Origin of the sequence: Paraburkholderia sp. (assembly GCF_035656215.1) — a bacterium.
Taxonomy (GTDB): Bacteria; Pseudomonadota; Gammaproteobacteria; order Burkholderiales; family Burkholderiaceae; genus Paraburkholderia.
The window spans coordinates 1-12,724 of the sequence record NZ_DASRSY010000149.1 but is presented as its reverse complement, the minus strand read 5'-3'; the positions used below and the strand labels follow the sequence as shown (position 1 = coordinate 12,724).

Below are 12,724 nucleotides of genomic sequence, written 5' to 3'. Positions count from 1 at the left end.
AGCGCCGACAACGCGCCGAGATCGACCCAGATCTGGCCGAACAGTTCGAGATTGGACTCTGGCCGCTGCTGCGAGACACGCCACCATGTGAGTCCGTTGAAGATAACTTCGAGGGCGATCACGAGCAACATGGCGGGCAGCGGCAGATGCACGCCGATGAAGGTCTGCACGAACGCGATCGTCACCAGCTGGCCAATGATGGCGAGGCTACGTAGCCAGAACAGATGACCGAGGTTGACCCGGCCGGTGTTGGTTATACGATGCATGACTTTAGTTTACCTGTTCGGACTAGTCCGACTTACCTTGCGGCCTCGTGCCGGTAACATGGAGTTTTTGCGACAGCGCCGCACAGGCCGATCACGCATCACCGGTTTTTGCGCCGCCCAAAACCATCCATGCTGCCTACATCCGATAGCGAGACGCCCGCCTCGTCAGCTTTCCTGACTTTTCTGCGACGTGCTGCCGCAGCCCGACAAAACGGCACCGCAGAAGCAGAGGCCAAGTGGCTCGATGCCGCTGCGCAACGCCATCCGCTCGACGACGAGTCGATCGAATCGCTCATTACCACGTTACTCGAGCAACATCGTCACAACGACGCGATCGAACTCGCCGCCATTATTGCCCAACTCGATCCCCATCGCGCCCTCGCACACTTCCGTTTCGGCTACACGCTGCAGATGGCAAACCGGCATAGCGAGGCAATTGCGCCATATCGTCGCGCACTCGCCATCGATCCAAAACTGCCGCAGTTACGCAACAATCTCGCTGGCGCCCTCGTGCTCACAGGTGGCGACCTCAACGAACAACTCGCACTACTGGAAAGTGCGGTTCATGACGCCCCCCACAACGGCGACGCATGGACCAATCTCACTCAGGCAAGCCGCGTCAATTTGAATCTGCCGCGCGCGCTCGAAGCCGGCGCGAAAGCCGTGCAATGCGCGCCGCATAGCCCGTTAGCGCATAACAACTATGCGCTGGCACTGCGTGAAGCGCAACGCTGGGACGAAGCCGAGCACGCCGAAAGAACCGCCTGTGCACTAGCGCCCAACGACGCAACCATGCGCGCCAACCTCAGCATGCTGCATCTCATGCGCGGCGACTACGCGCACGGCTGGCAAACGCATGAAGCCCGCTGGGACGGCTCGCTTGAATTGGGCGGCAACCGCCCGGCAATGCCGGCGCCGACCTGGCGAGGCGAACCGCTCGCCGGTAAAACGCTGCTGGTGTGGGGTGAACAAGGTATGGGCGATGTCCTGCAGTTCAGCCGCTATATCCCTATGCTGGCCGAGCGTGTTCATCGCGAGGGTGGCCGTCTCGTCTGGAATTCATTTCCGCAGATGGGTGCGCTGCTCGCTCGCAGTCTAGGCAATCACGTGGACGACTATTCGGCAGGTGGCGGCGTCGAATCTTTGCCTCCGTTCGACTACGAAATTCCGTTGCTCAGCCTGCCCTTGATATTCGATACGCGCGAAGAAACCATCCCCGCTGCGAACCCGTATTTGCGCGCGGACGCTGCATCCAGTGCGTCATGGCAACAGAGACTCGCCAGCGAAACGAGGCTCAAAGTCGGACTTACCTGGACCGGCAGCCTTAACCATCAGCGCAATCCATTCCGGCGGGTGGGTTGGGAACGCTACGCAGAACATTTCGGCGGGATGCACAACGTGGCGTTCTATTCGCTGCAACCGGGTGCCGAGGCGGACGTCGCGATGGCCCGCGCGTCGGGTCTGCCGATGTCGGACTACACCGCTGAATTCACCACCTTCGACGACACAGCCGCGTTCGTCAGCGCGCTCGATCTTGTCATTACGGTTTGCACGTCAGCAGCGCATCTGAGTGGCGCGCTCGGCCGACGCACATGGGTGCTGCTCGACGTCAATCCGCATTGGGTCTGGCTGCTCGACCGGTCTGACAGCCCGTGGCATCCGAGCGCGACACTCTACCGGCAGCCACAGTTCGGCCAATGGGATCCGGTGCTTGAGGCTGTTACACATGACCTGAGCGCGCTTGCAGCCCGGCACCACGCGGCATAGGCCGGCAGCGCGGCCGCCAAAGCCGCGCCGCGTTCAAGGTGAGCCGGCTCCCGGCACCGGTTGCACGGCTCGTGCGATCTCCGCGGCGAGGCATTCAGGGCATAGGCAGCGGCCGGACGGATCGAGCCTGTCTGCCGGCAACGCCGGCATCTCGCGACACCAGCAGTCGAACGGCACCCCATGCATGCCGCAATCGAACGCGTGACCGCAGCGCGGACAAAGCGCGCTGCTTTCGGAGCGGGAAGCTGACAATTTCATAAGGGGCCGGATGGTCTCGCTTCAGCCTGTACCAGGAAATGATGCCACGGCTGGCGGGTCGCCGCGAGTCGGCCGTTCGGCTAATTCACAGGCAGATCTGAACGACGGTAAGCTTGATTGTCGGCCGCCGCTTCCGCCCGTCCATTGCGCAGTGCGCAAAGCCTGCGTCACCCGTCACCGGCGCCGGTATCGAAAACTCTGTTGCAGCGCGCCGCTCCTGTACAATTCGCCCTGTTTTAACTGTTCCGTGCCTGAGCCTGCCGCCATGTCCGAGCTTCCTGACCTTTCGCAGATCGCGCCCACCCTGAAGGCTGAAATCCTGGCCGAGGCGCTGCCCTACATTCGCCAGTATCACGGTAAGACCGTGGTCATCAAATACGGCGGCAACGCCATGACGGAAGAGCGGCTGAAGCAAGGCTTCGCGCGCGACGTGATTTTGCTGAAACTGGTCGGTATCAATCCGGTCATCGTGCACGGCGGCGGTCCGCAGATCGACCAGGCGCTGAAGAAAATCGGCAAGCAGGGCACGTTCATTCAGGGCATGCGCGTCACCGACGAGGAGACGATGGAAGTCGTCGAATGGGTGCTCGGCGGCGAAGTGCAGCAGGACATCGTCACGCTGATCAACCATTTTGGCGGCCACGCGGTCGGCCTGACCGGCAAAGACGGCGGCCTGATCCACGCGCGCAAGATGCAGATGCCGGATCGCGACAATCCGGGCCAGTACGTCGATATCGGCCAGGTGGGCGAAGTCGAGGCGATCAATCCCGCGGTTGTGAAAGCGTTGCAGGACGACGCGTTCATTCCGGTAATCTCGCCGATCGGCTTCGGCGAAGACGGCCTGTCGTACAACATCAATGCGGATCTGGTCGCGGGCAAACTGGCGGTGGTGCTGAACGCCGAAAAGCTCGTGATCATGACCAACATCCCGGGCGTGATGGATAAGGAAGGCAATCTGCTGACCGATCTGTCGGCGCGCGAAATCGACGGCCTGTTCGCAGACGGCACGATCTCCGGCGGCATGCTGCCGAAAATCTCGTCGGCGCTGGATGCGGCCAAGAGCGGCGTGCGTTCGGTACACATCATCGACGGCCGCATCGAGCACTCGGTGCTGCTGGAAATTCTCACCGAACAGCCGTTCGGCACGATGATCCGCTCACATTGATTCCTGCCTCAAATCCGGCCCACGCGGTACGTCTGCCTGGCGTGCCGTGTGGGCCGTGCAGTTGCGCCGCCCCTGCGTCCAGCGGTGCACAGCGCGCCGCCCTCCGGCGCAAAAACACGCTCCCTCTTTTATCACCTTCCGCATCGCGAATCGTCGTCCGCATTCGCTGCGCGAAGCGACTGCTCGCGCCTGAACGGCGTATTCCATCATGCGTACCCCCACTTCCCGGCGCCGTCGTCCGCACATCGCAGGCGGCATTCCGGTCTGGCTGTTCGACCTCGACAACACCCTGCACCAGGCATCGCACGCGATCTTCCCGGCGATCAATCAGGGGATGACGCAGTACATCATCGACTCGTTGCAAGTCGACATCGACGAGGCCAACCGTCTGCGCACCGGCTACACGCAGCGCTACGGCGCAACGCTGCTCGGCCTGACCCGCCATCATCCGCTCGACCCGCACGACTTCCTGAAAGTCGTGCACACGTTCCCCGATCTCGGTTCGATGATCCGTCACGAACGTGGTGTCGCGCGCCTCGTCGCGTCGCTGCCCGGTCGCAAGATCGTGCTGACCAATGCCCCCGAGACATATGCGCGCGCGGTGCTCGCGGAGTTGCGCATCGAGCGCCTGTTCGAGCAGGTGATTGCCATCGAACATATGCGCGATCGCCGCAACTGGCGCGCCAAACCCGACCATGCGATGCTACGCAAGGCGATGCGCGACGCGCACGTCTCGCTCAAAGACGTGATCCTCGTCGAAGACACGCGCTCGCATCTGAAGAACTACCGGCGGCTCGGCATCCGCACCGTGTGGATCACCGGCCATTTGCCGCGCAAACCGCACGCGGACGGCATACCGACGCGTCTGCCGGGCACCGGTCGGCCGCATTATGTCGATCGCAGCATTCGTTCGTTAAAATCGCTACGACTGGGCACCCGCTCGGTTCGATTGAAGGGACAGCAGACGGGACGACAGCCATGCAGCCGATCGACAAGCCTGACGAAGCCGTAGCCGAACACGAACCCGCCCCGCGTGCGCCGCGCCTGAAGCCGGGCGAGCGTCGCGTGCACATCCTGCAGACGCTTGCCGCAATGCTGGAGACGCCGAAGAGCGAAAAGATCACGACGGCGGCGCTCGCCGCCCGGCTCGGCGTCTCCGAAGCCGCGCTGTACCGCCATTTCGCCAGCAAGGCGCAAATGTTCGAAGGGCTAATCGAGTTCATCGAGCAGACCATCTTCGGCCTGATCAACCAGATCGCCGACAAAGAAAGCAACGGCGTGCTGCAAGCCCGTGCAATCGCGCTGATGCTGCTCAACTTCCCCGCGAAGAATCCTGGCATGACGCGTGTGCTGACCTGTGAGGCGCTGGTCGGCGAGCACGAACGGCTGACCGAGCGCGTCAATCAGATGCTGGAACGGATCGAGGCGTCGTTGAAGCAGTGTTTGCGGCTGGCCCAGATGGAGGCAAACGCAAGCGCGGGTGAAAACGCAAGCCCGAGCGCAAATGTGCATGCTGCCCTGCTGCCCGCCGGCTACGATCCCGCGATTCGCGCGAGTCTGCTGCTGAGCTACATCATCGGCCGCTGGCATCGATATGTTCGCAGCGGCTTTGCGCGGCAGCCCGCCGAACACGCCGATGCACAACTGCTGCTGATTCTTCAGTAGTCCGCGCGGCACGCGGGTTCACGAGCCCCCCGCCGCTGCCGCATGAAATTTTCCGCTATACTTTGTGCCTGACTTCGGCAACTCGATACTCCTGAGACCGCTGTCCAGAACACCCTGAACACCTATCACGCGCCGATTTGCTGACTCGATTGCGGGCGCGCGAACTGCCGGGAACGTTTCCCGCGGTTCACTATAAATGCGGCTAAAGAGGTCGTCAGCCGCGCACATTGTTTCTCTTCCGTGCCTCGCCGACGCCATCTAGCCGCCCTGTATTTGTTAAATGGCGGAATGAATGGAATCGATCGGTATCGTCGCTCCCCAAAAAATGCATTTCACCGAGCCGCTGCTCATGCAGAACGGCAGCTCGCTGACCGGTTACGACCTGATGGTCGAGACCTACGGCACGCTCAACGCCGCGCGCAGCAATGCCGTGCTGGTGTGCCACGCGCTCAACGCATCGCACCACGTGGCGGGCGTGTACGCCGACAATCCGAAGGACATCGGCTGGTGGGACAACATGGTCGGCCCAGGCAAGCCGCTCGACACCAACAAGTTCTTCGTGATCGGCGTGAACAACCTGGGCTCGTGCTTCGGCTCAACTGGGCCGATGAGCATCGATCCGGCAACGGGCAACCCATACGGCGCGACCTTTCCGGTGGTCACGGTTGAAGATTGGGTGAACGCGCAAGTGCGCGTCGCCGATGAGTTCGGCATCACGCGCTTCGCCGCGGTGATGGGCGGCAGCCTCGGCGGCATGCAGGCGCTCGCGTGGAGCATGATGTATCCAGAGCGCGTGGGCCATTGCATCGTGGTCGCTTCCACGCCAAAGCTGTCCGCGCAGAACATCGCGTTCAACGAGGTGGCACGCTCGGCGATCCTATCGGACCCGGACTTCCATGGCGGCAACTACTATGCGCACAACGTAAAGCCGAAGCGCGGCTTGCGCGTCGCGCGGATGATCGGCCACATCACGTACCTGTCGGACGACGACATGGCCGAGAAATTCGGCCGCTCGTTGCGCCGCGCGGAAGGCGCGGTGGACGCGTACAACTTCAACTTCGACGTGGAATTCGAGGTGGAGTCGTATCTGCGCTACCAGGGCGACAAGTTCGCCGACTACTTCGACGCGAACACGTACCTGCTGATCACCCGCGCGCTCGACTATTTCGATCCGGCCAAAGCCTTCGACGGCGACCTGACCGCCGCCGTCGCGCACACCACGGCGAAATACCTGATCGCCAGTTTCTCGACCGACTGGCGTTTCGCGCCGGCCCGCTCGCGCGAACTGGTGAAGGCGCTGCTCGATCACAAGCGCACGGTGACCTACGCGGAAATCGACGCGCCGCACGGCCACGACGCCTTTCTGCTCGACGACGCGCGCTATCACAACCTGATGCGCGCCTATTACGAACGTATTGCAAACGAGGTGAACGCATGAACCAGCGAGCACTCGATTATCTGGCGTTGCGCCCAGACTTCCGCGCGATCGCCCGCTGGGTCGAACCGCGCGCCACCGTGCTCGATCTGGGTTGTGGCGACGGCTCGCTGCTGTCGCTGCTGACCGAAGAACTGGATGTGCAGGGCTACGGCATTGAAATCAACGACGCCGGCGTGCTGGCGTCGACGCAGAACGGCGTCAACGTGATCCAGCAGAATCTGGAAGACGGCCTGCGTCTGTTCGAAGACGGCAGCTTCGACTTCGCGGTTCTGTCGCAGACACTGCAAACCATCCATCAGACGGCCGCGATCCTGCGCGAGACGGTGCGCGTGGGCAAGGAATGCATCGTGTCGTTCCCGAATTTCGGCTACTGGGCGCATCGGCTTTCCGTGCTGCAAGGCCGCATGCCGGTGTCGAAGTCGTTGCCTTATCAGTGGCACAACACGCCGAATGTGCGGGTGCTGACGATCAAGGATTTCGAGGCGCTGGCGCCGGAAGTCGGCATCGAGATTCTCGACCGCGTGGTGCTTCACGATGGCCAGGTGGTGCGATGGGGGGTGAACTGGCGTGGTAGTCTTGCGGTCTATCGCGTCAAGAAAAGCTAACGCCACTTATCCACATGTCGAACCCGCCGCACGAGGCGCCTGCACTTACCGCTCACGAAGAACATCCCGGCTGGCGCGCGTTTCTCAATACGCGCATGCTGATCTGCGTCTTTCTCGGCTTTACGTCGGGACTGCCGCTGTTCACGCTCGTCTATCTGGTGCAGGCGTGGCTACGCTCCGAAGGCGTCAATCTGAAGGAAATCGGCCTTTTTGCGCTGATTCAGTTCCCGTACACCTGGAAATTCATCTGGGCGCCGTTGATGGACCGCTATGTGCCGCGTTTTCCGGGCTGGCGTCCGGGAAGACGGCGCGGCTGGATGCTGGTCACACAGATTCTGGTCGCCGGCGCGATTGCGACGCTCGGTTTCGTATCGCCGCGCGACTCGATCTGGACGGTGGCGGCTTTGACGGCACTGGTCGCGTTCTTCGGTGCGAGCCAGGACATCTCGATCGATGCGTACCGGCGTGAGTTGTTGAGCGACACGCAACAAGGTCTCGGCAATGCCGTGCATGTCAACGCGTACAAGATCGCCGCGCTGGTGCCGGGTTCGCTGGCACTGATTCTGTCCGACCATTTGCCGTGGCCCACCGTTTTCATCGTTACCGCTGCATTCATGCTGCCCGGCATGGTCATGACGCTGGTGGTGCGCGAGCCGCAGGTGCACGGCACGCCACCGAAGAATCTGCGCGAAGCGATCGTGCAGCCGTTCAGCGAATTCATTCAGCGCGATGGTTGGCGTGGCGCATTGTTCGTGCTCGGTTTCATCTTCCTTTACAAGCTCGGCGACACGATGGCGACCACGCTGTCCACGTCGTTCTTTCTCGACATCGGCTTTTCGCGCACGCAGATCGGTGTGATCGCCAAGACCACCGCGTTCGGCGCGAGTCTGGCGGGCGGGATCGTGGGCGGGATCTGGCTGATGAAGGTCGGCATTGGCCGAGGGCTCTGGATCTTCGGCGTCCTGCAGATGGTGTCGACACTCGGCTTTGCATGGCTCGCGCATCTTGGCCCGGCGTCGCCCGGTTTGACCGTGATTTATGACATCGCTGTGTGGCTAAGCCAGGGCACCTCGAAGCTGCTCGCGCTAGTCGGCATCGACTGGACCGTGCAGCTCGATCCGCGCTCAGTCGCGCTGGCATTGGTCTACGGCCTGGAAACCTTCGCGACCGGTCTGACGATGGCGGCCTTCACCGCCTATATCGCCAGCACCACCGATCCGCGTTACACCGCTACGCAATTCGCGCTTTTCACGAGCCTCGCCTCCGTGCCGCGCACCTTGGCATCGGCGGCAAGCGGCTATGTGGTCGCGCAGATCGGCTGGTTCGACTATTTCATCGTGTGTACCGCGCTGGGGCTGCCCGGCATGCTGCTTCTGCTGCGCATCGCGCCCTGGAGAACCCGGTCGTGACGGCGCGTCAGTCAACGCACGTGGTGCGCCCGGAATCGAAGGCCTCCGGGATTCCTTCGCTCAAGGCCGGCCGCGCGGTGCTGCGCGCGGCGTTGGCGCTCGGTTGCGCGAGCCTGACGTTGGCGGCACCGTTGAGCGCCTACGCGACAGCAATGCCCGCGGTCGGCACCAGTGCAGCAGCGCCGACCACCGCCGCCGCGCCGACTCCAGCGACAGCGGCAAAGTCCGCACCGAACACGGCGAGTGCTGAAAACGCGACATCGGCGGGGGCCAGCGCGGCCAGCGCCACGAACGCCGGCAGCGCACCTGCGGCCGCCACGCCGCCCTCTTCAACGCAGCCGCCACCGGCACCGGTAACGGCCAGAACGCCTGCCGCTACCTCGGTGCCGGCAGCGGCCGCAAAAGCGCCTGCCGCGACTTCAACGCCCGCCGCAGCTGCCAACGCGCCCGCTTCCCCGTCTTACAGTAGTCCGAATACACAACTGCGCTACGGCGGTTACCTCGTATTTCGCAACCTGATCCCATCGCCAATGCTCGAGGCGCAAGCCGCCGAGGAATTCAGCCAGATCGTGTACGGCGCAGAGCATGCGGACCGCCTGTACGGCGATAGCGATGCCCACGTCACTCGCGTTCGTTCGATTGTCGACAAGCTGATTCCCTATTCGCTGAAGTGGAACGAGCGCGCCAAAGGCTGGAAGTGGAATGTAGCAATGGTGCGCTCGCCCGATATCCGCATGTACTGCCTGCCGGGCGGCAAGATCGTCGTGTATAGCGGCCTGCTCGATCGCGCGCGTCTGAACGACAACGAACTCGGCATGCTGATCGGTCACGAGATTGCGCACGCATTGCGTGAGCATGCGCGTGAGCGGCTCGGCGAACTCCAGTCCAGCCAGCTCGACTCGTCCGGCACGATCCCGCAGCTATTCGGACTAGCCGATCTGGGCGCGGCGCCGCTCGGCATCGGTTCGCGGTTGCTGGAGATGAAGTACGAAAACACCGACGAAACCGAGGCCGACGTCATTGGCAGCGATATCGCTTCGCGCGCCGGCTTCGATCCGCGCGCGGCGGTCACGCTATGGGACAAGCTGGCCAAGGCGACGCGCAGCAATCATGACCAGGGCTATATCTACGTGCACCCGTACACGCCGACCCGCCGCCAGGACATCATCAAGCGTTTGCCGGATATGCTGCCGCTCTATGCCAAGGCCATCGGCAAGAGCGTCGATGCGTTGCCGGACTATGCCGGCATGGGCCGCCCGCGCCGCAAACCGATCAGCGAGTAAGATGCGCGGACCGCGGCGCTTGCGGCTTGCGGCTTGCGGCTTGCGGCCTCGGGCCCGCCTGCGGCTCACGCGGTTTCACTGCGGTTCGAACCGTGCCTACTTCTTGAGCTTGTGGTCGTAATCGATCGTCAGCGGCGCATGGTCGCTGAACTTGATATCGCGGAACACGTCGGTGCGTTTCGCCTTGCTGGCGATACCCTGCGTCGCGATCTGATAATCGATCCGCCACCCAACGTTCTTCGCATACGCCTGACCGCGATTGCTCCACCACGTGTACTGTTCCGGTCGCTGATCGAGCGTCCGGAAGACGTCGACGTAACCAACTTCGTCAAACAGTTTGGTGAGCCACTCGCGCTCTTCCGGCAGGCAGCCTGAATTCTTCTGGTTGCTCTTCCAGTTCTTGATGTCGATCTCTTTGTGGACGATGTTCACGTCGCCACACACGATCACTTCGCGCTCCTGGGCCAATTCCGCGAGATGCGGCATGAACTCGTCCATGAACCGGAACTTGGCCTGCTGGCGTTCTTCACCACTCGATCCCGACGGCACGTACACCGAGATCACCGACAGTTTGCCGAAGCGCAATTCGACATAGCGCCCTTCCGGATCGAATTCCTCGCTACCGAAACCGATAATGACTTCGTCCGGTTCGTGACGCGTGTACACGCCCGCGCCGCTATAGCCTTTCTTCACCGCATGCTGAAAATACCCGGTGAAATTGTGCGGCGACATGAATTCCGGCGTCAAATCGTCCTGTGAGCATTTGATTTCCTGCACGCACAGCACGTCGGCTTTCTGTTCGCCGAACCATTCGAAAAAACCTTTCTTCGCCGCTGAGCGGATGCCGTTCAGGTTGGCGGTAATCACACGCAACATGTCGTTCCTTTTATGTTCGATTCGTTGTTAGAGCAAAGGGCAGAAAGCATACGGTCACTCGACCTTGATGCCCTTCAGCGATTCTTTGGCAGGCGGATATTCGAGCTTCAGCGCTTCGAACTGGCGCAGCAACAACTCGGCGACCATTACATTACGATGGGTCTTCGAATCGGCCGGAATCACGTACCACGGTGCATAGTCCGTTGACGTCGCGGCCAGCGCGTCGCGATACGCCGCCTGATATTTGTCCCATTGCTTGCGGGCTTCGAGATCGGCGACGTCGAATTTCCAGTGCTTGCTCGGATCGTCGATGCGCGCCTGCAGACGCGCACGCTGCTCATCTTTCGAAATGTGCAGCATGCACTTGATGATAGCCGTACCGCTGAAGGCCAACAGCTCTTCGAACTGGCGAATGTGGCAGCAGCGTCGCTCGAATGCTTCGGCATCCAGATTGCCGAGGACGGTCGGCACCAGCAGATCTTCGTAGTGACTGCGGTTGAAAATAGTCAGCTCACCGGCAGCAGGCGCCTGCGAATGCACGCGCCATAGAAAATCGTGCGCCAGTTCGACGGGCGTCGGCGCCTTGAACGGCACGATGCGCAAACCGAGCGGGTCGACTTCATGAAACACCGCGCGGATCGTGCCGTCCTTGCCGCTCGTGTCCATGCCTTGCAGCACGAGCAACACCCGGCGACGCTGCTGCGCGTGCAGGCACTCCTGCAGTGTATCGAGCTTCGCGCCGATCTCCGACAAACGCGCCCGGTCGGAATCTTTCGAACCGGTCGAAAAAGGCTTTGCGGCTGGATCGAAAGCGTCGAGCGAAAATTTGCTGTTCTTCTTGCCGTCGTCGAAATACGGTACGCGGAAATCGTCGAGTTCGGGTTGCTTCGCCATTCACACTCCGTGTTCTGCGTTCAGCGGGACATAAAAGCGGGCCCGCAAAATAAAACGGGCCGCTGCCCCCACTTTCGTTTCCGGCAACAGCCCGTGTTGGCAGAAGCTCGCGCTTCGGCCGTGGCTCTTTCAACTGAGCTTTAGCCCAGCTTCAACTCAGGACAGCTTCTTCTTCAGCAGTTCGTTCACCTGCGCCGGATTGGCCTTGCCCTTGGTCGCTTTCATTGCCTGGCCGATCAGTGCGTTGAACGCCTTTTCCTTGCCGGCGCGAAATTCCTCAACCGACTTCTGGTTCGCGGCGAGCACTTCGTCGATGATCGCTTCCAGCGCGCCGGTGTCCGAGATCTGCTTCAGGCCCTTCGCTTCGATGATGCGATCGGCGGCGGCTTCGTCGGTGGCCTTTTCTTCCCAGATTGCGAGGAAAATTTCCTTGGCGATCTTGTTCGAGATCGTGCCGTCGGCGATACGTTGCAGCAGCAGCGCGAGTTGCGCCGACGAAACCGGGCTATCGGCAAAATCCACGCCTTCGCGATTCAGTTGCGACGACACTTCACCCATCAGCCAGTTAGCCGCGACCTTGGCCTGAGCCGGGCCGACTTTGAGCACAACGGCTTCGTAGTAAGCAGCCATGGCCTTGCTCGACGTCAGCCCGTTGGCATCGTACGGCGTCAGGCCATATTGCGTGACAAAGCGCTGTTGAATCGCCACCGGCAGTTCCGGCATTTCGCTCTTCACGCGCTCGACCCACGCCGCGTCGATCACGAGCGGCATCAGATCGGGATCAGGGAAATAGCGGTAATCGTGCGCGTCTTCCTTGGTGCGCATCGAACGCGTTTCGCGTTTGTCCGGGTCGTACAAACGCGTTTCCTGCACCACCGTGCCGCCGTCTTCGATCAACTCGATCTGACGGCGCACTTCGTACTGGATCGCCTCTTCGAGGAAGCGGAACGAGTTCAGGTTCTTGATCTCGGCACGCGTGCCGAATTCCGCCTGACCGACCGGGCGCACCGACACGTTCGCGTCGCAACGGAACGAGCCTTCCTGCATGTTGCCGTCGCAGATGCCGAGCCACGTGACCAGCGTGTGCAGCGTCTTGGC

Annotated in this window: 12 protein-coding genes and 1 pseudogene; 8 read left to right on the top strand and 5 right to left on the bottom strand. The window is 61.8% G+C overall.

Going from position 1 to position 12,724, the window contains the following annotated elements:
* Positions 1 to 266, bottom strand: a pseudogene (locus VFE81_RS08605) (sensor histidine kinase); the annotation flags it as partial.
* 129 nt (positions 267 to 395) lie between these two features.
* On the opposite strand from VFE81_RS08605, the gene VFE81_RS08600 reads away from it, so the two are divergent.
* A complete protein-coding gene (locus VFE81_RS08600) occupies positions 396 to 2,033 on the top strand; it encodes a tetratricopeptide repeat-containing glycosyltransferase family protein (protein WP_325044191.1) in 1,638 nt (545 codons plus the stop codon).
* A gap of 33 nt (positions 2,034 to 2,066) precedes the next feature.
* On the opposite strand, the gene VFE81_RS08595 is transcribed toward VFE81_RS08600, so the two are convergent.
* Entirely contained in the window at positions 2,067 to 2,291 is a 225-nt protein-coding gene (locus VFE81_RS08595; protein ID WP_325044190.1) for a cysteine-rich CWC family protein, read from the bottom strand.
* 265 nt (positions 2,292 to 2,556) lie between these two features.
* Here VFE81_RS08595 and argB point away from each other — a divergent pair, with 265 nt between their 5' ends.
* From argB to VFE81_RS08560, 7 genes are all read left to right on the top strand, one after another.
* The gene (argB, locus tag VFE81_RS08590) at positions 2,557 to 3,456 is read left to right on the top strand and encodes an acetylglutamate kinase (RefSeq protein ID WP_028197732.1); all 900 of its coding nucleotides are present in this window, start codon (positions 2,557 to 2,559) and stop codon (positions 3,454 to 3,456) included.
* A gap of 208 nt (positions 3,457 to 3,664) precedes the next feature.
* Positions 3,665 to 4,468, top strand: coding sequence for a pyrimidine 5'-nucleotidase (locus tag VFE81_RS08585; protein ID WP_325044189.1), 804 nt, complete (start codon positions 3,665 to 3,667; stop codon positions 4,466 to 4,468).
* On the top strand, positions 4,435 to 5,121 hold the full coding sequence (slmA, locus tag VFE81_RS08580) for a nucleoid occlusion factor SlmA (RefSeq protein ID WP_325044188.1): 687 nt from the start codon (positions 4,435 to 4,437) through the stop codon (positions 5,119 to 5,121). Before VFE81_RS08585 ends, slmA begins: the two co-directional genes overlap by 34 nt.
* Before the next feature lie 292 nt (positions 5,122 to 5,413).
* The gene (gene metX / locus VFE81_RS08575; protein WP_325044187.1) at positions 5,414 to 6,559 is read left to right on the top strand and encodes a homoserine O-succinyltransferase MetX; all 1,146 of its coding nucleotides are present in this window, start codon (positions 5,414 to 5,416) and stop codon (positions 6,557 to 6,559) included.
* Positions 6,556 to 7,164, top strand: a complete 609-nt coding sequence (metW, locus tag VFE81_RS08570; RefSeq protein ID WP_325044186.1) for a methionine biosynthesis protein MetW — start codon at positions 6,556 to 6,558, stop codon at positions 7,162 to 7,164. The genes metX and metW overlap by 4 nt, the downstream gene beginning before the upstream one ends.
* Before the next feature lie 14 nt (positions 7,165 to 7,178).
* A complete protein-coding gene (locus VFE81_RS08565) occupies positions 7,179 to 8,573 on the top strand; it encodes an AmpG family muropeptide MFS transporter (protein WP_325044185.1) in 1,395 nt (464 codons plus the stop codon).
* Positions 8,574 to 8,623: 50 nt separating this feature from the next.
* Entirely contained in the window at positions 8,624 to 9,856 is a 1,233-nt protein-coding gene (locus VFE81_RS08560) for a M48 family metallopeptidase (protein WP_325044192.1), read from the top strand.
* A gap of 96 nt (positions 9,857 to 9,952) precedes the next feature.
* Here VFE81_RS08560 and VFE81_RS08555 read toward each other — a convergent pair whose 3' ends face one another.
* The 3 genes from VFE81_RS08555 to gatB form a co-directional block, all read right to left on the bottom strand.
* Entirely contained in the window at positions 9,953 to 10,732 is a 780-nt protein-coding gene (locus tag VFE81_RS08555; protein ID WP_325044184.1) for an exodeoxyribonuclease III, read from the bottom strand.
* Positions 10,733 to 10,786: 54 nt separating this feature from the next.
* Positions 10,787 to 11,626: a PPK2 family polyphosphate kinase gene (locus tag VFE81_RS08550; protein WP_325044183.1), complete on the bottom strand. Its 840-nt coding sequence runs from the start codon at positions 11,624 to 11,626 to the stop codon at positions 10,787 to 10,789.
* A gap of 156 nt (positions 11,627 to 11,782) precedes the next feature.
* The coding region (gene gatB, locus VFE81_RS08545) for an Asp-tRNA(Asn)/Glu-tRNA(Gln) amidotransferase subunit GatB (protein ID WP_325044182.1) at positions 11,783 to 12,724 on the bottom strand (942 nt) is incomplete at its 5' end.